The 23,393-nt window shown below is 70.3% G+C and carries 15 protein-coding genes and 1 pseudogene; 5 read left to right on the top strand and 11 right to left on the bottom strand.

From position 1 onward, the window contains the following. From M1203_RS38095 to M1203_RS38060, 8 genes and pseudogenes are all read right to left on the bottom strand, one after another. Window positions 1–388, bottom strand: a 388-nt coding sequence (locus M1203_RS38095) for an NB-ARC domain-containing protein (RefSeq protein WP_374404811.1), incomplete at its 3' end; no start/stop codon positions are given. Between the two features lie 146 nt (window positions 389–534). Continuing rightward, window positions 535–5,910, bottom strand: coding sequence for a pullulanase-type alpha-1,6-glucosidase (pulA, locus tag M1203_RS38090; RefSeq protein WP_249954451.1), 5,376 nt, complete (start codon window positions 5,908–5,910; stop codon window positions 535–537). A gap of 199 nt (window positions 5,911–6,109) precedes the next feature. Further along, window positions 6,110–7,489, bottom strand: a pseudogene (locus M1203_RS38085) (alpha-amylase family protein); the annotation flags it as partial. A 155-nt stretch (window positions 7,490–7,644) separates the two neighbouring features. Then, window positions 7,645–8,763: a LacI family DNA-binding transcriptional regulator gene (locus M1203_RS38080; RefSeq protein WP_374404810.1), complete on the bottom strand. Its 1,119-nt coding sequence runs from the start codon at window positions 8,761–8,763 to the stop codon at window positions 7,645–7,647. Next, window positions 8,748–10,430, bottom strand: a complete 1,683-nt coding sequence (locus M1203_RS38075) for a glycoside hydrolase family 13 protein (protein WP_249954449.1) — start codon at window positions 10,428–10,430, stop codon at window positions 8,748–8,750. Before M1203_RS38075 ends, M1203_RS38080 begins: the two co-directional genes overlap by 16 nt. 99 nt (window positions 10,431–10,529) lie before the next feature. Further along, window positions 10,530–11,420 (bottom strand): sugar ABC transporter permease, encoded by an 891-nt coding sequence (locus M1203_RS38070; protein WP_374404809.1) that lies wholly within the window; start codon window positions 11,418–11,420, stop codon window positions 10,530–10,532. Continuing rightward, window positions 11,417–12,451, bottom strand: a complete 1,035-nt coding sequence (locus M1203_RS38065; protein ID WP_249954448.1) for a carbohydrate ABC transporter permease — start codon at window positions 12,449–12,451, stop codon at window positions 11,417–11,419. The genes M1203_RS38070 and M1203_RS38065 overlap by 4 nt, the downstream gene beginning before the upstream one ends. A gap of 30 nt (window positions 12,452–12,481) precedes the next feature. Next, window positions 12,482–13,756, bottom strand: coding sequence for an extracellular solute-binding protein (locus M1203_RS38060; RefSeq protein WP_249954447.1), 1,275 nt, complete (start codon window positions 13,754–13,756; stop codon window positions 12,482–12,484). A 350-nt stretch (window positions 13,757–14,106) separates the two neighbouring features. Between M1203_RS38060 and M1203_RS38055 the strand changes: the two genes are divergently transcribed. Together M1203_RS38055 and M1203_RS38050 are read left to right on the top strand one after the other, a co-directional pair. After that, window positions 14,107–15,162, top strand: a complete 1,056-nt coding sequence (locus M1203_RS38055; protein ID WP_249954446.1) for a LacI family DNA-binding transcriptional regulator — start codon at window positions 14,107–14,109, stop codon at window positions 15,160–15,162. 74 nt (window positions 15,163–15,236) lie between these two features. Continuing rightward, window positions 15,237–16,184: a phosphatase PAP2 family protein gene (locus tag M1203_RS38050; protein WP_249954445.1), complete on the top strand. Its 948-nt coding sequence runs from the start codon at window positions 15,237–15,239 to the stop codon at window positions 16,182–16,184. Window positions 16,185–16,225: 41 nt separating this feature from the next. On the opposite strand, the gene M1203_RS38045 is transcribed toward M1203_RS38050, so the two are convergent. The 3 genes from M1203_RS38045 to M1203_RS38035 all read right to left on the bottom strand — a co-directional run bounded on the left by M1203_RS38045 (window position 16,226) and on the right by M1203_RS38035 (window position 21,178). Next, on the bottom strand, window positions 16,226–19,240 hold the full coding sequence (locus M1203_RS38045) for a bifunctional [glutamine synthetase] adenylyltransferase/[glutamine synthetase]-adenylyl-L-tyrosine phosphorylase (RefSeq protein WP_249954444.1): 3,015 nt from the start codon (window positions 19,238–19,240) through the stop codon (window positions 16,226–16,228). A 183-nt stretch (window positions 19,241–19,423) separates the two neighbouring features. After that, window positions 19,424–20,785 (bottom strand): glutamine synthetase family protein, encoded by a 1,362-nt coding sequence (locus M1203_RS38040; RefSeq protein ID WP_249954443.1) that lies wholly within the window; start codon window positions 20,783–20,785, stop codon window positions 19,424–19,426. 243 nt (window positions 20,786–21,028) lie between these two features. Beyond that, window positions 21,029–21,178, bottom strand: a complete 150-nt coding sequence (locus M1203_RS38035; protein ID WP_374404808.1) for a hypothetical protein — start codon at window positions 21,176–21,178, stop codon at window positions 21,029–21,031. Between the two features lie 110 nt (window positions 21,179–21,288). Between M1203_RS38035 and M1203_RS38030 the strand changes: the two genes are divergently transcribed. From M1203_RS38030 to M1203_RS38020, 3 genes are all read left to right on the top strand, one after another. After that, the gene (locus M1203_RS38030; protein ID WP_249954442.1) at window positions 21,289–21,714 is read left to right on the top strand and encodes a hypothetical protein; all 426 of its coding nucleotides are present in this window, start codon (window positions 21,289–21,291) and stop codon (window positions 21,712–21,714) included. Window positions 21,715–21,829: 115 nt separating this feature from the next. Next, entirely contained in the window at window positions 21,830–22,477 is a 648-nt protein-coding gene (locus M1203_RS38025; protein ID WP_249954441.1) for a DUF3105 domain-containing protein, read from the top strand. Window positions 22,478–22,608: 131 nt separating this feature from the next. Beyond that, a complete protein-coding gene (locus M1203_RS38020) occupies window positions 22,609–23,277 on the top strand; it encodes a DUF305 domain-containing protein (protein WP_249954453.1) in 669 nt (222 codons plus the stop codon). The last annotated feature ends 116 nt before the right edge of the window (window positions 23,278–23,393 follow it).

The raw sequence follows: 23,393 nt of genomic DNA, 5'->3' as shown, positions 1-23,393 counted from the left end.
CCGTCAGCAGCTCACCGACCAGATGCCCGACCGCCGCCACCATCCGCTCACAGCAGTCGAGCACCAGCAGCAACCGCCGCCCCGCCAGCCACTCGCACAGCGCCTCCACCGGCGAACGCAGCGAATGATCCGAGAGCCCGACGGCATCACACACCGTCCCCAGCAACAGCTTCTCGTCGTACAACGGCGACAGATCCGCCCACCACACACCATCCGGGAACCGGCCGCCCGCCCCCTCGGCGGCACGCAGCGCCAGCCGGCTCTTGCCCATGCCCGCGCTTCCGGTCAGGGTGATCAGCCGGTGTTCTTCGAACGCGCTCGCCAGGCGGACCAGTTCGGTCCTGCGCCCTACGAAGCTGGTCGTCTCTTCGGGAATGTGTCCCACCACGGGGACAGTCTGGACCAGTTGGGCACCAACACTGACACCCGTGGTGGGAAACGGTCAGAAGCAACCGAGAGTGCACATTGTTCGGTCGCCTCGGTGGATAAACCCGTTCACGCCGCTCACACCCCTGGCGGCGCCCCTCACGCCCCTCACGCCCCCTGCGCCGCGAAGACCGCCACCGTCCGCGCGGGCACGGTGAACGTCCCCGAACTCCGGTCGTAACGGGACTCCTTGACCGTACGGTCCGCTCCCCCGGCCTGGATCCGGTGCAGCGCGTACGGCCGCCCCGCCAGCTCCGCCACCCGCTGGTCCCGAGCCGCCGGGGTCGCGTTGAAGACCACGACCAGATCACCGAGCCGCATGGTGATGACGCCCGGCGTCTCGTCGGGCCCGGACAGCGGGAACGTCAGGGCGGACCTGACCGCGTCCGTGGAGGCGAGGCTGAACGCCGGCTCCGTGGTGCGGATCCGCAGCAGATCCTGGTACGCCGCGGAGGCTCCGTCGATCTGCGCGCAGCCGGGTGTGAGCGCCGGAGCCGTCAGCAGGGGCTTGGCATAGGGCCACTTGTCCTCGTTGTCGGCGGCGGGCGGCAGCCCCCGGCCGAAGCCGTTGCCGTCGCGGCAGTCCCAGTGGATCGCGTTGAACCAGTCCCCGCTGTCGTACGAATTGCGGTCCAGGGACTTGGAGCGCAGCAGGTCCGTGCCCGCCTGGGAGAGGGCCGGGCCCTGGGAGAGCGTGGCGGTCGCCATCGCGAGGACCTGCGCCCTGGCCCGGTCGGCGGCCGGGACCGACGGCGGCAGTTTGAAGGCGAGCGTGTCGTAGAGGGATTCGTTGTCGTGGGCGTCCGCGTAGGCCAGCGCGTCGCCGGGGACGGCCGCGTAGCCGGCCGGCGCGCCGTTGTAGTCGACCTCGGAGCCGCGGACCGTGCGCCCGGAGGTGTCGGTGAACGTGTAGTCAGCGAGGCTCCCGGTCAGCCCCACCTTGATCAGGTCCTGGTAGTGCAGCAGCCGGGCCTTCTGCTCGGCGGGCGTGCCATTGGCGGCGGAGGAGTTGGGGTCGGTGTAGAGGCCGGAGGCGAAGCCCTGGACGCCGGGGTCCTCGTCGAAGGGGCCGCCGCCGCGCACCGCGTCCCGGGCCCGGTCGGAGAAGGTCGCGATCCCGGTCCCCGCCATGTTCTTCTGGGTGGCCTGGACGAAGCGGGCGTCGTCGGCGATCTCGCCGAAGTTCCATCCCTCGCCGTAGAGGATGATCTTCTTGCCGTCGACGCCGTCCTTCGCGACGGTCAGCGCGTCCAGCGCCTTCCGTACGGCGAGGATATTGGCCTTCGGGTGGTGGCCCATCAGATCGAAGCGGAAGCCGTCGACCTTGTACTCCCGGGCCCAGGTGACGACCGAGTCCACGACGAGCTTGCCCATCATGGCGTTCTCGGGCGCCGTGTTGGCGCAGCAGGTGGAGGTGGCGACGGAGCCGTCCGCCAGCAGCCGCTGGTAGTAGCCCGGCACGATCTTGTCGAGGACGGACTTGTCGGCCTGTCCGCTCGCGACGGTGTGGTTGTAGACGACGTCCATGACCGTCCGCAGGCCGGTGCCGTTCAGCGACTGCACCATCCGCCGGAACTCGACCGTACGCCGGGTCCCCTCCGGGTCCGAGGCGTAGGAGCCCTCCGGCACGGTGTAGTGCAGCGGGTCGTAGCCCCAGTTGTACGCGTCCTTCGCGGCGGTCCGCGCCACACACGCCTGCTGTTCGGCCGAGTCGGGCGCGTACACCTTCAGATCACAGCCGGGGGTGGCCTGGTCGGCGGCGCGCTCCGGGATGGTGCCGATGTCGAAGGCCGGCAGGAGATGGACGTACGACGTACCGGAATCCGCGAGCCGCGCCAGCCGCTTCATGCCGTCGGAGCCCCGGTCCGTGAAGGCCAGATACCGGCCCGGGTGGTCCGAGGTGCGGTCCGCGATCGAGAAGTCGCGGATGTGCAGCTCCTGGATCTGCGCGTCGCGCGGCGGGACGGCGGCGGGCTTCTTGAGCGTCGACCAACCCTGGGGGGCCAGCTTCGGATCGGCCAGATCCACCACGAGGCTGCGGGCCGAGTCGGTGGTGAGCGCGGTCGAGTAGGGGTCGGTGACCTTGTTGGTGACGACCTTCTGGACGCTCGGCGCCCAGACCGTCACGGCGTACCGGTACGGTCTGCCCGCCCAGCTCCGTTCGCCGGTCACGGACCAGACGCCGGAGGCCGCGTCGCGCTTCATCGGGACCGTACGGCCGTCGAGTTCGAGGGCGACCCGCTGCGCGGTCGGTGCCCAGAGGGAGAGGACGGGACGCCCGCCGGTGAAGACCGGTCCGAGCGACGCCTTGACCGCCCGCGCGCTGTAGAGGTCGTCGAGGATGCCCTGCGTCTGGACGCCGGTGGCCGCGAGCAGCGCGCCGTTGGCGGCCCGCTGGGTGGCGATCAGCTGCCCGGACAGCGACTCACGGATCCTGTCCCGGTCGCGTACGTCCACGGTGAAGGCCGGATAGTCCTTGAGATGCGGGTACGCGGCCTTCTGCGCGTCGGTGAGCGCGGCGGGCGAGAGCCGCAGCCACTGCCCCTCGTCGGAGAGCGCGCCGTCCTCGACGGTGATGCCGCCGTCGCGGGCGTACACCAGCTGCCGGCTGGTCGCGGCGGTCGCCTTCACCTTCCAGACGACGGTGTCGGTGTCGATCCACTGGGCCTCGGCCTTGGAGAGATCGAGGCTCGGTCCCGAACCGACCTGCGGCAGCAGGTACTTCGGCTGCCCGGCGAGCAGCCACACCTCGTTGCCGTAGGTCGCGAGGTCCAGGGACTGGTCGGTGGGGAGGTCCTTCTCGTCGCCCTTGTGGAGGATGTAGCTGAGCGAGGTGGCCCCGGCGGCGAGCGGGACCTCGAAGGTCACGCCGTACGCGTCCTCCCGTACCGGCTGGAGCGGCTTCGACCAGTCGGTGGGCGAGGCCGCGCCCGTCCAGGTGTGCAGCCCCCAGCCGGCGTAGTCGCCGTCCGCGCGGCGGTAGTGGACGGTCGCCTTCGTGGTGTCCTGCGGCGGGTAGGCGCCGTCGGGCGCCTGCTCGGACTGGCCGTCCGCGCCCTGCGTGATCCATACCTCGCCGGTACGCGCGAGGTCGATGGTGCGCTGCGGGCCCTCGTCCGGGGCGCCGGGCTTCGCCACGGTGTACGGGATGCTCGACGCGCCCTCGGGGACCTTGATCCAGGCGAAGGCTCCGTGGGCGTCCCGGCCGGTGAACGCGGCGGTCGTGGTACCGGAAGTGAGCCGCCAGTCCTCGTAGTCGCCGTCGGGCCGCTGGTAGTGGACGACCGCGTAGTCGCGCTCGACCGCGCTCGGCTTCTCGGGCGCGGGCGTCTGTCCTGCCGTCGAGGCGGCGGTCGCGCTCGCGGTACGGCCCGCGCTGTCGACGACAACGGCCTTGTAGCGCAGGGGCGTTCCGGCGGCGGTGTCGATGTGGTCGGTGACCCGGTACGGGGCGTGGTCGGCGGTGCCGAGGGTGCGCCACTTTCCGTCGCCGGTCTGGGCGGCGAAGACAACCCGGTTGAGCTGTCCGCCGGTGATGTCCGCGGTCAGTTCGACGGTGCCGGTGGCACCGGGCGCCGGGGCCTTGAGGGTGATCGCGGGCTTGGCGGCGGGGGCGGGCAGCGGCTTCGCGGCCCTCAGCACCAGCGAGGAGAGCGCGGGTACGGTCACCTTGACGCTGCCGCCGTCCCCGGCGCGCACCGTACCCGCGTCCGCGCCCGAACCGCCGTACAGCGTACGGAAGCCGGTGCCCGCGGCCGAGCCGACCGGGATCTCCACGGTCTTGGCGCCGGCGGCGTTGTTCACGGCGACGACGTACTCGGTGCGCGCCTTGGCGTCGGTGCGGGAGAAGGCGTAGACGGAGTCCTTCGCGTACCGCTCGGTCTGGACTCCGTCCCGTAGCGCGGGGTGCGCCTTGGTGAGCTTGGAGAGCGCGGCGATCGACCGGTACAGCGGGTGCCCCGGGTCGTAGGCGTCCGAGGCGTGGGTACGGTCCGTGCCCAGCTGCTCGTCGTCCAGATAGTCGGCGGTCTTCGAGGCGAAGAGCGTCTGGCGGGCGTCCTTGTCGCCGCCCGCGCCCGTGAAGCCCTGCTCGTCGCCGTAGTAGATCACCGGGTTGCCCCGGGACAGGAACATCAGCTCGTTGGCGAGCCGGGCGCGCCCCGTCAGCTCGGTGTCGGAGGCCCCCGGGTTGTCCTGGGCGAGGAAGGTGCCGATCCTGCCCATGTCGTGGTTGCCGAGGAAGGTCACCTGTTCATAGGCGTTGGCCTTGTCGGTGGTGTAGCGGTAGTCGTCCGCGAAGACCTTCGCCAGCCGCTCGGCCGGCGCGCCCTGCGAGGCGTAGGCGCGCGCCGCGTCCTGGAACGGGAAGTCGAGTGTGGCGTCCAGCCGCCCCCGGGTCACATACGGCGAGGTGACGGCGGTGTCCGACGAGTAGATCTCGCCGAACATGAAGAAGTCGTCCCGGCCGCGCTTCGCCGCGTACGCGTCGAGCGCCGTGGCCCACTGCGTCCAGAAGTCCAGATCGACGTGTTTGACGGTGTCGATGCGGAAGCCGTCGATGTCGAAGTCGCGGACCCACTTCTCGTAGATCCTCGCCATCCCGGAGACGACCTCGGGACGCTCGGTCCACAGATCGTCCAGCCCGGCGAAGTCGCCGTACTCGCCGCTCTCGCCCGCGAAGGTCGAGTCGCCCCGGTTGTGGTACATCATCGGGTCGTTGAGCCAGGCCGGGACCTTCTGCTCGCCCGTACGCACGAGGGGGGTGTACGGGAAGGAGTCCGCGTCGGCGTTCTGGAAGCCCTCACCGGCGCCGTCGCCGCGGTCGTCGAAGGGACGGCCGTCCTTGTCGAGATACGGATAGGCGCCCTTGGGCCGGTAGCCGTACTGCTTCTCCGCGTAGTCGACGGTGTCCGCGGTGTGGTTGGTGATGACGTCGAAGAAGACCTTCATGCCCTTGTCATGGGCCTTGTCGATCAGCTTCGTCAGCTCGGCGTTGGTGCCGAAGTGCGGGTCGACCTGGGTGAAGTCCGTGATCCAGTAGCCGTGGTAGCCGGCCGAGGCGTCCTTCCCCTCGCCCTGCACCGGCTTGTTCTTGAAGATCGGCGCGAGCCAGATCGCGGTGGTGCCGAGCCCCTTGATGTAGTCGAGCCGGTCGGTCAGGCCCTTGAGGTCGCCGCCCTGGTAGAAGCCCTTGTCGGTGGGGTCGTATCCGGTGGAGGTCCGCGAACCGGTCAGCCCGCCGCGGTCGTTGGTCCTGTCACCGTTGGCGAACCGGTCGGGCAGGACGAAGTAGAACTGCTCACGGGTCAGATCGTGGCGCGCGGGCTCGGCGGCGAGCCGGGCGTCCGACGGCGGGGCGGGCGGCGTGGACACGGCGGGCCGCTCGGCCACCGACGCGGCGGCGGGCAGGGCGGGCACCAGCGCCGCGCACAGGGCGGCGGCGAGGACGGCGGTGGCCGTTCTTCGCAGGGGCGGGCGTTTCACGCGGGATCTCCTCGGATATGCGGGATCGGGGGATCGGGGAGAGGTCGGGGGTACGGGCGCGGAGGGGTACGCGGGTACGCGGGTACACGGGTACGGGAAAGGGGCCGTCCGGCGACGCGGAGCGGGGAGGCGGGTCGCCGGACGGCCGTTTCCTGTGCGCCGACCGCTGTGTCAGCGGCTCAGCGCGGACCGGCGGTCAGCAGGTGCGGGCACCGGTGTGCAGCGCGACGGCGGTGTTCGAGCCGAGTGTCGCCGTGAACTGCCCCGAGCCGTTCACCGTCACCGTCCTGCCGTTCTGCACATCGCAGTACGTACCACCCGGCAGCGAGGTCTGGAAGGTGCGGGTGAGCGAGGAGCCCTCGTGGTTGATGGCCACATAGCCCGCCGAGCCCCGGCCGAAGGCGATCTGGTCGCCGCCGTTGTCCCACCAGTTGGTGACGGCCTGGCCGCGCGTGGTGTTGCGGAAGGCGACCATCGACGAGATCTCGCGCCAGGCGTGCTGGCACTTCCAGCCGTTGCTGTAGCAGGCGTTGACCGTGCCGCCGTTGGGCGGACCGGCGTCCTTGTCGCTCCACTCGTAGCCGGAGTGCACATCGGGCGAGCCGTACGGCCAGGCCAGCATGAAGACATTGGCGAGCGTGTAGTTCGCGCCGTCCTTGTAGCTGAGGGTGTCGCCGCCGCGCTCGGTGTCGTGGTTGTCGACGAAGACGGCGGACTTGCCCGACTCCATATAGCCCCAGCCCTCGCCGTAGTTCCTCAGATAGGCGAGGTTCTCGTTGTTGAAGACCCGCTTGAGGTCGCGGGCGTACCGGAACTCCTGGACGTCACCGTTGCCGAGGTACTCGCTCGGCGAGACGGCCTCGCCCGCGCCGTAGATGGCCTCCTGCTTCCAGTAGACGCCCGGATTGGTCAGCCTGCTCTTGATGTTGGCGAGATCACCGGCCGGCATGTGCTTGGCGGCGTCGATCCGGAAGCCGTCGACGCCGAGCGACAGCAGGTCGTTCAGATACGCGGCGATCCGGCCGCGTACGTACTCCTCGCCGGTGTCCAGATCGGCGAGCCCGACCAGTTCGCAGTTCTGTACGTTGGCGCGGTCGCCGTAGTTGCTGATCTGCGAGCGGCAGTCGTCCATGTCGAAGCCCGAGTAGATACCGGGGTAGTTGTACTTGGTGTACGAGGAGCCGCCGGTGCCGATGCCGTCACCGGCCGCCATGTGGTTGATGACGGAGTCGGCGACGACCTTGACGCCCGCCGCGTGGCAGGTGTTCACCATGTTCGAGAAGGCGGCGCGGTCACCGAGCCGCCCGGCGATCTTGTAACTGACGGGCTGGTACGAGGTCCACCACTGGCCGCCCTGGATGTGCTCCTGGGGCGGGGATACCTGTACATAGCCGTAGCCGGCCGGGCCGAGGGTGTCCGTGCACGCCTTGGCTATGGAGTCGAAGCGCCACTCGAACAGTACGGCGGTGACGTCCTTGCCACCGGGCGGCGCCGCCTGGGCGGTCCCGGCGGGGACCGTGAGCGCGACCGAGGCGCCCGCCACGAGGGCGAGCGCGGCGGCCAGAGTTCTGCGAGCCATTCGGTTCCTCCAACAACACTGGTGGGGGGAGGTGCGGGTGACGGTGGTGCGGCTCTCTGCGGTGCGGGTGGTGCGGTGGTGCGTGCGGTGGTGCGGTGGTGCGTGCGGTGGTGCGGGTGGTGCGGCTCTGTGCACTGGCGGTGGTGCGGAAAGGGTCAGTGGCGCCCGGGTACGCGCGCTCCCGCGGTGGAGCCGCGTACCACCAGCTCGGGCTGGAAGACATACTCGGTGCGCTGCATGGGGCTGCCCGCCATCTCCTCCAGCAGCGCGGCGACGGCCGCCGCGGCCATCGCGCGCACCGGCTGTCTGACCGTGGTCAGCGGCGGGTCGGTGAAGGCGATCAGCTGCGAGTCGTCGTACCCCACGACCGAGATGTCGTACGGCACCCCGAGCCCGCGCCCCCTGGCCGCCCGCACCACACCGAGCGCCATCAGATCGCTGGCGCAGACGATGCCGGTGCAGCCGAGCCCGAGCAGCGCGTCCGCCGCGACCTGACCGCCCTCGACGCCGAACAGCGTCGAGCACACCAGCTCCTCGGCCTCGCTCCAGGCCAGCCCCAGCAGCCCGACGGACGCGTCGAGGAAGCCCTCGCGCTTGCGCCGGGACGGTACATAGCGCTGCGGGCCGGTCGCGAGCCCGATCCTGCGGTGTCCCAGCTCGGCGAGATGGCCGACGGCCATCCGTACGGCCGCGTGGTCGTCCGCCGAGACGAAGGGCGCGTTGACGCGCTCGTTGTAGCCGTTGATCAGTACGTGCGGCACACCGCGCGCGGCGAGCGCGGCGTAGCGCGCCGGGTCGGCCGAGGTGTCGGCGTGCAGCCCGGAGAGGAAGACGATGCCGCCGACGCCCCGCTCCACGAGCTGTTCGACCAGCTCGTCCTCGGTGGCGCCGCCGGGCAGCTGGGTGCAGAGCACCGGGGTGTGGCCGTGCCCGGCCAGGACCTGTTCGACGGCCTGGGCGAAGGCGGGGAAGACCGGGTTGGTGAGTTCGGGGGTCACCAGCCCGATCAGCCCGGCGCCGCGCTGCTTCGGGCCGCGCGCGGAGCGCTCCTCCTGCCGGGAGCGCTCGTCCCGCTCGTGCCCGAGGGTGTCGAGCGCCGCGAGCACCCGCTGCCGCGTGGTGTCCGCGACGCCCGGCCTGCCGTTCAGGACCCGGCTGACGGTCGCCTCGCTCACCGACGCCCGGCCCGCTATGTCAGCGAGCCTCGGCGTACCGGCGGTGAGCCGCTGTCCGTCGCCGCCCGGCGGCAGGAGGTCGGTCACACCGTCCACCACACCGTGGTGTCGGCGGGCAGTTCGGCCTCGGCGCCGTCCACGGACACCGGGCCGCTGGCCACCAGGACCCGGCCGTGCGCGGGGATCCGTACCGCCGTGTCCGTCGTGTTGACCGTGCAGACGAAGCCGGGCCTGGCGAAGGTCAGCACCCCTTCGGGCGCGTCCAGCCACTCCACCGCGTCACCCGCGCCCAGTCCGGGGTGCTCCTTGCGGACGGCCAGCGCCGCCCGGTACAGCTCCAGGGTGGAGGAGGGGTCACCGGTCTGCGCCTCGACGCTGAGCGCGCCCCAGCCCGCCGGCTGCGGCAGCCAGCTGCCCCCGCCGCCGAAGCCGTACGAACTGCCCTCGCGCGTCCAGGGGATGGGCACCCGGCAGCCGTCGCGGAAGCCGTCCTGGCCGTCCGCGCGGAAGTACGAGGGGTCCTGTCGGGCCTCGTCGGGCAGGTCGGTGACATCGGGCAGTCCGAGTTCCTCGCCCTGGTAGACATAGGCGGAGCCGGGCAGGGCCAGCATCAGCAGGGTCGCCGCGCGTGCCCGGCGCAGCCCGAGCGTACGGTCGCCGGCCTCGCGCGTCTGGGTGGCGCCGCCGGGCGGGCTCGCGAAGCGGGTGGCGTGCCGGGTGACATCGTGGTTGGAGAGCACCCAGGTGGCGGGGGCGCCGACGGGGCGCATCGCGGCGAGCGAGACATCGATGACCTCGCGCAGCGCGGCGCCCACCCATGAGGTGCTCAGATACTGGAAGTTGAACGCCTGGTGCAGTTCGTCGGGGCGTACGTAGTTCGCGGTGCGCTCGACGGTCGGGGTCCACGCCTCGGCGACGGCGATCCGCTCGCCGGGGTACTCGTCGAGGATCCTGCGCCACTGCCGGTAGATCTCGTGCACACCGTCCTGGTCGAAGAACGGCGTGCCGCCGTCGGCGCTGTCGAGCAGCCTGAGCTGGCCGGTGTCGCCGATGTCGGGCAGCCCCTCGGCCTTGACCAGACCGTGGGCGACATCGACGCGGAAGCCGTCGACGCCCATGTCCAGCCAGAAGCGCAGGATCGAGCGGAACTCGTCGGCGACGGCCGGGTGGTCCCAGTTGAAGTCGGGCTGTTCGGGGGCGAAGAGATGCAGATACCAGTCGCCGGGGGTGCCGTCCGGGTCGGTGGTCCTGGTCCAGGCGGGGCCGCCGAAGATGGACTCCCAGTCGTTGGGCGGGAGTTCGCCGTGCGCGCCCTTTCCGGGGCGGAAGTGGTAGCGCTCGCGCAGCGCGGAGCCGGGGCCCTCGCGCAGGGCGCGCTTGAACCACTCGTGCGCGTCGGAGGAGTGGTTGGGGACGAGGTCGACGATGACGCGCAGATCCAGCTCGTGGGCGTCACGGATCAGCGCGTCGGCGTCCAGCAGGGTGCCGAACATCGGGTCGATGGCCCGGTAGTCGGCGACGTCGTAGCCCGCGTCGGCCTGTGGGGAGGCGTAGAAGGGGCTGAGCCAGACGGCGTCGACGCCCAGGTCCCTGAGGTACGGCAGACGGCGGCGTACCCCGTCGAGATCGCCCATTCCGTCGCCGTTGCCGTCGGCGAAGCTGCGTGGATAGACCTGGTAGATCACCGCGTCCTGCCACCAGCCGTGGCGGTGGCCCGGGGCGTCGTCGGACGTGCCGGTCAGAGGGGCAGCGAGGTGCTGGGTCATGTCGTCCCTGTGGTGTCTGGGGGTGGGGAGCGGCGCGCGGCCGGTCAGGTCCCGCGCGCCGCCGTCGTCGTACGGACTCGGTGGTAAGGGCAAGGCCGCTCAGCCCTTCACGGCACCGGCGGACATGCCGGTGACGAGATGGCGCTGGGCGAAGAGGAAGACCAGCGCGGCGGGGATGGCGATGAGGACGGACGCGGCGGTCATGGGCCCCCACTGGGCGCTGTACTGGTTGACGAACTTCTGGAGACCGCCGGCGAGCGTGAGGTTCTCGTCGCCGACCATGAAGGCCGAGGCGTAGGCCACTTCGCCCCAGGCGGTGATGAACGAGTAGAACGCGGTCACCGCGAGCCCCGGCTTGGCGAGCGGCAGGATCAGCCGGTAGAAGGTGCCGAACGGGGTGAGTCCGTCCACCATGCCGGACTCGTCGATCTCCCGGGGGATGGTGTCGAAGAAGCCCTTCATCATCCAGGCGCAGAACGGTACGGCGATGGTGAGGTAGGTGATCACCAGACCGGCGGACTGATTGAGCAGCCCGAGGCCCGCCATGATGTTGTAAATCGGCACGATCAGGACGGCGACCGGGAACATCTGGGTGATCAGCAGCGTCCACATCAGCCCGCGTTTGCCGGGGAAGCGGAAGCGGCTGACGGCGTAGCCGGTGGTGGCGGCCACGAACACGCCGAGCAGCGTGGTGAGTCCCGCGATGATCAGCGAGTTGCCGAACCAGGTGAGGAACGGGGTGTCCCGCAGCAGGTTGGTGTAGTTCTCGAACGTCGTCTCTTTGAAGAAGTCCGTGGTCGTGGCGTAGCTCGCGGGCTTGAGCGAGGTCAGGAAGACCCACAGCACCGGGAAGACGGCGATCACGGACGCGACGATCAGGGTCGCGTGCAGCGCGACCGAGGCCAGTGGCGAACGGCGGCCGCGGCGCGGGACGTTGGCGGTCCGTTCAGGGAGGACGGTCTGCTCAGGGGCGGGGGCGGCGGTGGTCACCACGTATCTCCCTGCTTACGGAGGACGCGCCGGTAGACGGCGGCGAAGAGCATCAGGAGGACGAGGATCAGCACGCCCCAGGTGGAGGACTGCGCGAAGTCGCGGGGGCTGATCTCGAAGGAGAACTTGTACGCCTGTGTGACCAGGATCTGGGTGGCCTCACCGGGTCCCCCGCGGGTCAGCAGGAAGATCACCGGGAACATGTTGAAGGTCCAGATGGTGGAGAGCAGGATCACGGTCGTACTGACCGAGCGCAGCCCCGGCAGGGTGATGTGGCGGAAGCGCTGCCAGGCGTTGGCGCCGTCCATCTCGGCCGCCTCGTACATCTCCCCCGGGATGGACTGGAGTCCGCCGAGGAGGGCGACCATCATGAAGGGCACGCCGAGCCAGATGTTGACGGCGATGACCGAGAACTTCGCCCATGTCGGGTCGTTGAGCCAGGGCACGGCGTCGATGCCGCCGCCCGTGAGCAGCCTGTTGAGGAAGCCGCGCTCCTCGTTGTAGAGGAAGCGCCAGGCGAAGACGGAGACGAAGCCGGGGACGGCCCAGGGCAGGATCAGCAGCATCCGGTAGAAGGAGCGGCCGGCGATCCGGCGGTTGAGGATATTGGCGAGGCCGAGGCCGAGCGCGAAGGTGACGCTGACGCAGGAGACCGTCCACACCAGGGTCCAGCCGAGGGTGCCGAGGAACTGATCGCCCGTGAGCGCGTCGGCGTAGTTGTCGAGGCCGACGAACTCATAGGTGGCGGGCAGGTGGTTGACGCCGATGCTGCGCTCGACATTGCGTTCGTTGGCATCGGTGAGCGACAGATAGATACCCCGGACCAGCGGATATCCAATGATCACGCCGATCACGGCCACCACCGGGGCGACCATGGCCCAGGCGTACCAGTGGGTCGAGAGACCGCGCCGGAGTCTCGTCGACACCCGGAGTCCGCCGGGTGCCTTGCCAGTGCCAGTGCCGCGGCCGCGGCCGCGGGCGAGGTCATCGCCCGCGGCCGACGCCACCGACTGGCTGGTGTGGACAGCCATCAGCCGGCCCGCCTTCCTTCCCGTTACCTGTTACTTCCAGCCCTTGAGCAGCTTGCGGTAGGCGTCGCCGGTGTCCTCGGCGCCCTTGGCCGGGTCGGTCTGACCGGTGAGGACCTTGGTGTACTCGGTCACCAGCGGCGCGAAGAGGCTGCCGGTCTCCGGGATCCAGGGGCGCTCGACGGCCTTGTCCACGACGGGCTTGAAGAAGCCGACGATCTCGTTGTCGGCGACGCCGGGCTGCGTGTAGACGGACGTACGGGTGGGGAGCAGGCTCAGCTCCTCGGCGACCTTGGCCTGGCTCTCGGCGGAGGTCATGTACTCGGTGAACGCGTAGGAGGCGTCCAGGTTCTTGGAGCCCGCGTAGACGGCGAGGTTGTGGCCGCCCTGCGGGGAGCCCTGCCCGACGGAGCCCGCCGGTACGGGGGCGATGCCCAGGTTGGCCTTGTCCTTGAACTGCGCGCCGCCGTAGGTGTCGGTGACGGCCCAGGGACCGTTGATCATCATCGCGACATCGCCGTCCTTGAAGGCCGACTGCATGTTCTCCCAGCCGTCGGTGGCGTCGGTCTTGGCGGCGCCGGAGTCGACCAGGTCCTTGACGACGGTCATGGCCTTGACGCCGGCCGGGTTGTCGACGGTGACGGTCTTGTTCGCCGCGTCCACCAGGTTGCCGCCCTCGCCGTAGAGGAAGGACAGGAACCAGTAGGCGTCGTCGCCGCGCAGATAGAGACCGGTCTTGCCGGTCTTGTCCTTGATCGTCTTCGATACGGTCTTCAACTCGTCGACGGTCTTGGGGACTTCGACGCCCGCGTCCTTGAAGATCTTCTTGTTGTAGAAGATGCCCATGGAGTCGATGACCTGCGGCACGGCATAGGTCTTGTCGCCGTACTTCGTGGAGGCCGCGGCCTGCGCGAGGAAGTCCTTCTCGTCCTTGAGCGCCGGGGTGCCGTCCAGCGGTGCGAGATAGCCGAGATCGGCGAACTCGGGGGTCCAGGCGACCTCGGAGCGGATCACGTCGGGCGCCCCGGAGCCGGACTGCGCGGCGTTCTTGAACTTGTTCTGGGCGTCACCGAAGGGCACGTTGACATATTTGACGTCGACCTTCGGGTGCTTCTTCTCGAAGCCCTCGGCGAGCTGCTTGAAGACCTTGTCCTCGCTGCCCACGGTCGAGGTGTCCCACCAGGTGACCGTGCCGGAGAGCTCGCCGCCCGAGCTCTTGCCGCTGTCTGAATCGCCGTCACTGCCGCAGGCGGTCGCCGCGAGGGCCAGGGTCGCGGCCAGGGCGGTGGCCGTTATGCCACGTCGCATCCGAACTCCTTCAACTGCCGTACCGCTCCGTCGCGGCGCCGGGTCGGACGTGAACGTAACAGCCTTGCAAGATGGCCGAAAGACCTTGCGGAATATTTCTGCAAGGACGAGGGATCGTTACCGGCATGTGTCCTGTCGATGACCCGGCCGCCCTCCTGACAGGAACAGCCGGGAACACGCGGGAGCCGACAGGCGCCGACCGTGCAGGTCAGTGCCGGTCCCGGGCGGATCGGAGGCATCCTGCGGCGGCCCGGCGGGAAGGCTTCGCAAGATCTTGCAAGGGCTTGCCGCCGGGGCCCGGCCCCTGGCACGGTGGGCAATCCGACATACGCCCGGTACAGTCCACTGACATGACCGCACGGCTTGCCGATATCGCAACTCAGGCGGGGGTCAGCGAAGCGACGGTCAGCCGCGTACTGAACGGCAAACCCGGGGTTGCCGCGACCACCCGCGAGTCCGTACTCGCCGCGCTCGACGTGCTGGGTTACGAACGTCCCGTACGGCTGCGCCGGCGCAGCGCGGGGCTGGTCGGACTGATCACCCCCGAGCTGGAGAACCCGATCTTCCCGGCCCTGGCGCAGGTCATCGGCCAGGCGCTGACCCGGCAGGGCTACACGCCGGTGCTGGCGACCCAGACCCCCGGCGGCTCCACCGAGGACGAGCTGACGGAGATGCTCGTCGAACGCGATGTCTCCGGCATCATCTTCGTCTCCGGGCTGCACGCCGACACCTCCGCCGATATGCGGCGCTACGAGAAGCTGCGCACCCAGGGCGTGCCGTTCGTACTCGTGGACGGTTTCTCGCCGAAAGTCCAGGCGCCCTTCATCTCGCCCGACGACCGGGCGGCCATGCGGCTCGCGGTCACCCATCTCGTCTCGCTGGGCCATCAGCGGATCGGTCTCGCCGTCGGCCCCCGGCGCTTCGTGCCCGTCCTCCGCAAGATCGAGGGTTTCCGCGCCACGGTCCAGGAGTTGCTGGGGCTCTCCTCCGGGGAGGCGGACGAGCTGATCCAGCAGTCGCTGTTCACTCTGGAAGGCGGCCAGGCGGCGGCCTCCGCGCTGATCGAACGCGGCTGTACGGCAGTGGTGTGCGCGAGCGACATGATGGCGCTCGGCGCGATCAGGGCCGCCCGCCGGCTCGGTCTGGACGTACCCAGGGACCTGTCGGTCGTCGGTTTCGACGACTCGCCCCTCATAGCCTTCACGGATCCGCCGCTGACGACGATCCGCAAGCCGGTGCCCTCCATGGGCCAGGCCGCGGTCCGTACGCTTCTGGAGGAGATCGGCGGTACGCCCGCCCCGCACAGCGAGTTCGTCTTCATGCCCGAGCTGGTGGTACGCGGTTCAACCGCCTCCGGACCGGCCCCGGGACCCCAAGGAATATCAGGGTCGCGAAGTCGTCCGTAGGGTGTAGCGAATGCGGCCCGAACCCGTCCGGGGGATGATCGGTCGGGAACGGGAATCTGGCAGACTCTCTCGCTATGGGTGAATCGACCGTGAAGACACAGGAAGGCCTGAGCGGCCGTACGGTGACCCCGTCACCCATCGCTGAAGAGGAGGCGGTCGCGGGCGCGACCGCGGCGGCGGCGAGCGCGAGCACCGAGCAGGACGCGAGCGGCGAGGCCGTCGGGCAGCGTACGTGGCTCCAGCGCCGCAGAGCGCCCCGGCGTCCGCGCATCTGGTTCGAAATCCTGCTGATCGCGGTGAGTTACTGGACGTACTCCCTCATCCGCAACGCGGTCCCGGAGCAGAAGGCGCAGGCCCTGCGGAACGCGGACTGGATCTGGGAGACGGAGAAGACCCTGGGCATCGCGGTCGAGCAGAGCATCAACCACGCGATGAATTCGGTGACGTGGCTGATCGTGGGCATGAACTACTACTACGCGACACTGCACTTCCTCGTCACGATCGGGGTGCTCGTCTGGCTCTTCCGCTACCATCCGGGCCGGTACGCCGCCGCCCGGCTGGTGCTCTTCGCCACCACGGCCGTCGCGCTGCTCGGTTACTACCTGTATCCGCTGGCGCCGCCCCGGCTGATGAACGGGGGGCGGTTCATCGACACGGTCCTGCACCACGAGACCTGGGGCTCGATGGCGTCCGGCGACCTCAAGCACATGTCGAACCAGTACGCCGCGATGCCGTCGATGCATATCGGCTGGTCCCTGTGGTGCGGGCTGATCATCTTCGCGGTCGCCTCGGCGCCCTGGGCGAAGATCCTCGGTCTGCTCTATCCGACGCTCACCCTGCTGGTGATCGTCGCCACCGCGAACCACTTCTGGCTGGACGCGGTGGGCGGCATGCTCTGTCTGGCGTTCGGCATGGCGCTCTCGTACGCCTGGTACGGCGCGACGCCGTACCGGCTGCCCCGCCATGTCGACGACGACCGGCCACGCCCGCGCCGGGAGCGCCGCCGCCCACAGGCCGTCTGAGGCGACCACAGGCCGTCCGAGGGGGCGGGCGGGGTACGGCCTCAGGTCGCCGCCCCGTAGAACAGCTCCTCCATCACCGCCCGTGCCCTGCGCGTCGTACGACGGTAGTCGTCCAGCATGTCCCCGACATGTCCCGGCCCGTACCCCAGATAGCGGCTCATCGCGCTCAGCTCGCGCCCGTCCGACGGGAAGGTGTCGCCCGGCCTGCCCCTGACCAGCATCACGCCGTTACGGACCCGGGTCGCCAGGACCCAGGCCTCGTCCAGGATCTGCGCGTCCTCCGTCGAGAGCAGACCCGCCGCGCGGGCCGCCGCCAGGGCCCCCCGGGTACGGGTGGTGCGCAGCCCGGGTTCCGCCCAGCCGTGCCGCAGCTGGAGCAGCTGGACCGTCCACTCGACATCGGAGAGCCCGCCCCGGCCCAGCTTGGTGTGGAGGGTGGGATCGGCGCCGCGCGGCAGCCGCTCCGACTCCATCCGCGCCTTGAGCCGGCGGATCTCCCGTACCGCCTCCTCGCCAAGACCCTCCGCCGGATACCGCAGCGGATCGACCAGTTCGATGAAGCGGCGCCCGAGATCGGCGTCCCCCGCCATCGGCTCCGCGCGCAGCAGCGCCTGGCTCTCCCAGACCAGCGCCCAGCGCCGGTAGTACGCCGCGTAGGAGGCGAGCGTACGGACCATCGGGCCGCTCTTGCCCTCCGGCCGCAGATCCGCGTCGATCAGCAGCGGCGGGTCGGAGGTGGGGACTTGAAGCAGCCGCCGCATCTCCGCGACCACCTCGTTCGCGGCGCGCGCCGCCTCGTGCTCGCCGACGCCCTCGCGCGGATCGTGGACGAAGAGCACATCCGCGTCGGAGCCGTAACTCAGCTCATGGCCGCCGAACCGCCCCATGCCGATGACCGCGAAGCGGGTGGGCAGCGTGTCGCCCCACTGCTCGCGGACGACGGCGCGCAGGGCGCCCGCGAGCGTCGCCGCGTTCAGATCGGTGACCGCGTTGCCGACCCGGTCGACCAGCGCCCCCGGGTCCTCCTCTGCCGGGCTGTCCTCCGTGCCGTACGAGCCGATGATGTCCGCCGCGGTCGTACGGAACAGCTCACGCCTGCGCATCCCGCGGGCCGTCGCGACCGCGCCCTCCGCCGTCTCCGCGCGCCCGACCGCCGCCAGGACCTCCTGCTCCAGCGGCTCACGGCCGCGCGGGGCCAGCCCCTGGGGGTCGCCGAGGATGGCCACCGCCTCGGGCGCGCGCAGCAGCAGATCGGGGGCGAGCCGGCCGGCCGAGAGCACCCGCGCGAGATTCTCCGCCGCGGCGCCCTCGTCGCGCAGCAGCCGCAGATACCAGGGCGTCTTGCCGAGCGCGTCCGACACCTTGCGGAAACCGAGCAGCCCGGCGTCGGGATCGGCGGAGTCCGCGAACCAGCCGAGCAGCACCGGCAGCAGCGTCCGCTGGATCGCCGCCTTGCGGCTCACCCCGGACGACAGCGCCTCCAGATGCCGCAGCGCGGCGGCCGGGTCCGCGTAGCCGAGCGCTTCGAGCCGCTGCCGCGCCGCGCGCGGACTGAGCCGGATCTCGCCGGGCGCGAGCTGGGCGACCGCGTCGAGCAGAGGCCGGTAGAACAGCTTCTCGTGCAGCCGCCGGACGACCGAGGCGTGCCGCCGCCAGCTCCGGTTGAGCTCGGCGACGGGATCGCCGCGCAGCCCGAGCGAGCGGCCGAGGCGGCGCAGATCCGCCTCGTCCTCGGGCACCAGATGGGTGCGGCGCAGCCGGTAGAGCTGGATACGGTGCTCCATGGCGCGCAGGAAGCGGTACGCCTCGTCCAGCTGCGCCGCGTCCGCCCGGCCCACATAGCCGCCCGTCGCCAGCGCGGCCAGCGCTTCGAGGGTCGAGCCGCCGCGCAGCGTGGCGTCGCTGCGGCCATGGACCAACTGGAGGAGCTGTACGGCGAACTCGACGTCCCGCAGCCCGCCGGGACCGAGTTTCAGCTCGCGGTCCACCTGGCCGGGGGGGATGTTGTCCACGACCCGGCGGCGCATCTTCTGCACGTCGGAGACGAAGTGCTCGCGCTCGGCGGCCTGCCACACCAGCGGGGACACCGCCTCGATGTACTGGGCGCCGAGCATCGGGTCGCCCGCCACGGCGCGGGCCTTCAGCAGCGCCTGGAACTCCCAGGTCTTGGCCCAGCGCTGGTAGTACGCGAGATGGCTGCTCAGCGTCCGCACGAGCGGTCCGTTACGGCCTTCGGGACGCAGATTGGCGTCGACCGGCCAGATGGTGCCCTCGCTGTTCGACTCGGAGCAGATCCGCATCAGATGGGACGCCAGCCGGGTCGCCGCCTGGATGGCCTTGCCCTCGTCGACGCCCTCGGCCGCACCGCCCACCCCGTCGGCCGGTTCACCGACGAAGATCACGTCCACGTCCGAGACGTAGTTCAGCTCGTGGCCGCCGCACTTGCCCATCGCGATCACCGCGAGCCGGCACAGCGCGGCGTCCTCGGGCGCCGCCGCCTTGGCGATGGCGAGCGCCGCGCGCAGGGTCGCGGTCGCCAGATCGGCCAGTTCGGCGGCGGTCTGGGCGTAGTCCGCCGTCCCGCAGACGTCTCTGGCGGCTATGGCGAGCAGACAGCGGCGGTAGGCGACCCGCAGCGAGACCGGGTCGGTCGCCTCGGCGAGTCCGCGCTCGAACTCCTCGACGCCGGGGTGCAGATCGGCCAGCTCGTAGGTGACCAGCACATGCCAGTCCCCCGGGTGCCTGGCCAGATGGTCCCCGAGCGCCTCCGACGAGCCGAGCACCCCCAGCAGCCGGTCCCGCAGCGGCTTCGCCGCGATCACGGTGTCCAGCAGCACCCGCAGCTCGTCGGGGCGCTGCGCCTCCGCCAGCCTGACGAGCCCGCGCAGCGCGAGATCGGGGTCGGCGGTGGCGCCGAGCGCGTCGAGGAGCAGCGGATCGGACCGAACGAGTGACATCGCGGGGGCGTCGAGCAGCCGCTCGGCGGCGGAGGGATCGGTGAAGCCGTGCCGCAGCAGGCGGGTGAAGGTACTGCTCCTGCGTCCCGGCAGCCCCATATTCCCCGTCTCCTGTCCACGACCCGGTCCGGCCAAGCTCAAGAATGAGCCTAGGCCCTGTCTGACAAATCCCGCCTGGCTCTATTTGTCAGACAGGGCCTAGTCCCAGCTCACGGCCGAGGAGCGTACGCGGGCCGGCGGCACGAAGCCCCCGCCGGCCCGGATCGGATCACCCCTACGGCCCTACAGCACCGGCAGGTTCTTCTTCAGCTCGAAGGCCGTCACCTCGGAGCGGTACTCCTCCCACTCCTGCTTCTTGTTGCGCAGGAAGAAGTCGAAGACATGCTCGCCGAGCGTCTCCGCGACCAGTTCGCTGCGCTCCATCAGGGAGATCGCCTCGCCCAGGTTCTGCGGCAGCGGCTCGATGCCCATCGCGCGCCGCTCCGCGTCCGTGAGGGCCCATACGTCGTCGTCGGCGCCCGCCGGGAGTTCGTAGCCCTCCTCGATGCCCTTGAGACCGGCGGCGAGCAGCACCGCGTAGGTCAGATAGGGGTTGGCGCCGGAGTCGATGGAGCGGACCTCGACCCGTGCGGAGCCGGTCTTGCCGGGCTTGTACATCGGGACGCGGATCAGCGCGGAGCGGTTGTTGTGGCCCCAGCAGATGTACGAGGGGGCCTCGCCGCCCGAGCCCGCCGTACGGGAGGAGCCGCCCCAGATGCGCTTGTAGGAGTTGACCCACTGGTTGGTGACGGCCGAGATCTCGGCCGCGTGCTTGAGCAGCCCGGCGATGAAGGAGCGGCCGACCTTCGACAGCTGGTACTCGGCGCCCGACTCGTAGAAGGCGTTGCGGTCCCCCTCGAAGAGGGAGAGATGGGTGTGCATGCCCGAGCCGGGGTATTCGGAGAACGGCTTCGGCATGAAGGTCGCCTGCACGCCCTGCTCCAGCGCGACCTGCTTCATGACCAGGCGGAACGTCATGATGTTGTCGGCGGTGGAGAGCGCGTCCGCGTAGCGCAGATCGATCTCCTGCTGGCCGGGGGCGCCCTCGTGGTGGCTGAACTCCACCGAGATGCCCATGGATTCGAGCATCGTGATCGCCTGGCGCCGGAAGTCCATACCGACGTTCTGCGGCGTGTGGTCGAAGTAGCCGGAGCTGTCGGCGGGCGTGGGGCGCGTGCCGTCGACCGGCTTGGTCTTCAGCAGGAAGAACTCGATCTCGGGGTGGGTGTAGAAGGTGAAGCCCAGATCCGAGGTCTTCGCCAGGATCCTCTTGAGCACATAGCGCGGGTCCGCGAAGGACGGCGAGCCGTCGGGCATCAGGATGTCGCAGAACATCCGCGCCGTCCCGGGCGCCTCCGCGCGCCACGGCAGTATCTGGAACGTGCCCGGGTCGGGCTTGGCGATCATGTCGGACTCGTACACCCGGGCGAAGCCCTCGATCGCCGATCCGTCGAAGCCCATGCCCTCGTCGAAGGCCTGCTCCAGCTCGGCGGGCGCGACGGCGACCGACTTCAGGAAGCCGAGCACGTCGGTGAACCACAGGCGTACGAAGCGGATGTCGCGCTCTTCGAGCGTGCGGAGCACGAATTCCTGCTGCTTATCCATATTAGCCGTCCTACCCATCCTTGCTGGTCAGGCCACCTGCTCCCATGCCGCGAGGCACCCCGGGGGCACCCGAGCATCCCACCACACGATTTCCGGCGCGTTGCGAACCCCCGTCCAACGCTTCGCGTCGTGCGTGTGTACGGGCTCGCGGCCCATAGTGCCTGTTCGTCCGATGCCCAGGTAACAGGCGGCCGCAACCCCATTGTGCGCGAGATCGGTGCGGAAGATCGACTCCGGCGCCGGTCAGCCGCCACCGTGCCGGACGGTCGTGTCCGACCAGCCCAGCGGGTACGGCTCGGTGTCCTCGCCCGGTACCGCCGGCTCCCCGCCCGCCTCGGTGAACGCGGTGAGCGCGCCGACCAGGGCCGTCCGCATGACGGTCGGCGGATTCACGCCTTTGTACCCCGACGGTGCCCGGTTCGTACCGTCTGGGGTCACGGAGGGGAACCGGAACCGGTTCCTCACTGCTGCCGGCGGGGGTATACGCACTACGATCTGCGCTCATGGGGGGATCGCGGCCCGGCCACATACGCATCACGCGTCCCACGGCTCTGCTGAGTGCCGTGGCGACGCTGTTCGCCGCGCTCTTCCTCTGTCTGGGTCCTGACCCGGGCGGGACCGGCGTCCACCACCCGGACGGTTCGGCGACGGCGGCGAGCGGCGCCACGTACGGCCCGGTCGCCGGGACCTCGGTCCTGGACCGGGCCGAGGCGGAGGCCCGTTACACCTGCCCGTACGACAAGGGCGACTGCGGGCTCTTCCCGCATCAGAGCCCGGCCGTGCTCACCGTCCCGCCGCCGGCCACCCCGTTCGCCGGCGAGGTCCAGCCCCCGCACCTCGAACCGCCGTACCCCACCGGCCAGGTGCCCCGCTCCGGAGCGCTCGCCCGCGCCCCGGATCTCCACGTCCTTCAAGTACTGCGGACGTAGCCGGGCCCGCACCCGCACCGGGCCACCCCCGCGCCGGGTTCCCGAATATCCCGAACCACGATCCGTGGTCACGCAGTTGTCCGCGTTCCGCAGTTATCTCAGAAGGACACACATCATGGCTTCCAAGTCCCAGTCCGCCGAGCGCAAGGCCCGAATAGAGGAGATGCGCCGGGTCGAGCGGGCCCGCGAGCGGCGCAGTCGCATCATCACGATCACGGCGAGCGCCGTCGTGGTGGCCGCCCTCGTCGCCGGTGGCGCCTACCTCCTCAACAAGGAGTCGGAGCAGAAGGAGCAGGAGCAGGCGGCGGCCAAGGCGCCCGTGAAGGACGAGAAGTCCTGGGACGCCAAGGAGCTCGGCCGTAACCACGTCACGGAGCAGGTCAAGTACCCGATGACCCCGCCCGTGGGCGGTGACCACAACCAGGTCTGGATGAACTGCCAGGGGGACGTCTACAAGGAAGCGATCCCGGACGTGAACGCGGTGCACTCCCTGGAGCACGGCGCGGTCTGGGTCACGTACAACGACAAGGCCTCCGACGCCGATGTGAAGGCGCTCGGCGAGAAGGTGGAGAAGACGCCCTACTCGATGATGAGCCCGGTGCAGAACCAGTCGGGCGCCATCATGCTGAGCGCGTGGGGCAAGCAGCTCACGGTGGACAGCGCCACGGACTCCCGCGTGGACCAGTTCTTCACGAAGTACGTGCAGGGCGCGCAGACCCCTGAGCCGGGCGCCGCCTGCACGGGCGGAATGGGCGCGCAGTGACGGCGGGGAGCGCCCCGGACCCGGCGGCCGGCGCGGAGGCGGCCGACACCGCCGACACCACCGACACCACCGACGACACGGCCGTTGCGGCCCGTCCGGCGCGCAGGGCGACACGCACCCAGTGGGCGGCGATCACCGCCGTCGTCCTGGCGCTGGTCTTCGCCGGTACGGCGGCGGTGGCCTCGGCCGGGCGTGACGGCGGCCCGGCCGCGCCCCGTACCCCCACGGCGGACTCGGCGGACGCGGGCTTCGCCCGTGACATGGCGGTCCACCATCAGCAGGCGGTGGAGATGTCCTTCATCGTGCGGGACAGCACGGACGACGAGGAAGTGCGCCGGCTGGCGTACGACATCGCCAACACGCAGGCGAACCAGCGCGGGATGCTGCTGGGCTGGCTGGACATGTGGGGGCTGCCGAAGGTCGAGTCGGGCCGTGAGCCCATGGCCTGGATGTCCATGGACAAGACCATGGACCACGGCGGCGGCATGGACATGGGCTCGATGGACCACGGCGACGCGGGTCATCAGCCCCAGGACGGCTCGCTGATGCCGGGCATGGCCACGAAGACGGAGCTGGACCGGCTCCGCGAGGCCCGTGGCAAGGCGGCCGAGGTCCTGTACCTCCAGCTGATGACCGACCACCACAAGGGCGGGGTCGACATGGCCGAGGGCTGCGTACAGCTGTGCGTGCCCGGTACGGAGAAGGACCTCGCCGAGGGGATGGTCGCGGCGCAGCAGTCCGAGATGGCCCTGATGGCGGACCTGCTCGCGGCACGCGGCGCGCAGCCGCGTACCGGCTGACGTGGACGTGTGGGGCCGTCGGTTCCCCGGGGAACCGACGGCCCCGCGGTCTCGGCCGTCCCCCGTCCCGGGCGCGGCCCGCCACACCCCTCCGTCCCTGTTCGGGCGCTTGCGGT

This window comes from Streptomyces sp. 35G-GA-8 (genome assembly GCF_023534745.1).
GTDB lineage: Bacteria > Actinomycetota > Actinomycetes > Streptomycetales > Streptomycetaceae > Streptomyces.
Note: the sequence above shows the minus strand (reverse complement) of the source record. Positions and strands in the feature narration are given on the sequence as shown.

Excerpts from the sequence above, each read along its gene's own strand:
- M1203_RS38075 (WP_249954449.1), bottom strand. The coding sequence starts at position 10,430 with ATGACCCAGCACCTCGCTGCCCCTCTGACCGGCACGTCCGACGACGCC.
- M1203_RS38065 (WP_249954448.1), bottom strand. The coding sequence starts at position 12,451 with ATGGCTGTCCACACCAGCCAGTCGGTGGCGTCGGCCGCGGGCGATGAC.
- M1203_RS38055 (WP_249954446.1), top strand. The coding sequence starts at position 14,107 with ATGACCGCACGGCTTGCCGATATCGCAACTCAGGCGGGGGTCAGCGAA.
- M1203_RS38030 (WP_249954442.1), top strand. The coding sequence starts at position 21,289 with ATGGGGGGATCGCGGCCCGGCCACATACGCATCACGCGTCCCACGGCT.
- M1203_RS38045 (WP_249954444.1), bottom strand. The coding sequence starts at position 19,240 with ATGGGGCTGCCGGGACGCAGGAGCAGTACCTTCACCCGCCTGCTGCGG.
- M1203_RS38025 (WP_249954441.1), top strand. The coding sequence starts at position 21,830 with ATGGCTTCCAAGTCCCAGTCCGCCGAGCGCAAGGCCCGAATAGAGGAG.
- M1203_RS38040 (WP_249954443.1), bottom strand. The coding sequence starts at position 20,785 with ATGGATAAGCAGCAGGAATTCGTGCTCCGCACGCTCGAAGAGCGCGAC.
- M1203_RS38060 (WP_249954447.1), bottom strand. The coding sequence starts at position 13,756 with ATGCGACGTGGCATAACGGCCACCGCCCTGGCCGCGACCCTGGCCCTC.
- M1203_RS38050 (WP_249954445.1), top strand. The coding sequence starts at position 15,237 with ATGGGTGAATCGACCGTGAAGACACAGGAAGGCCTGAGCGGCCGTACG.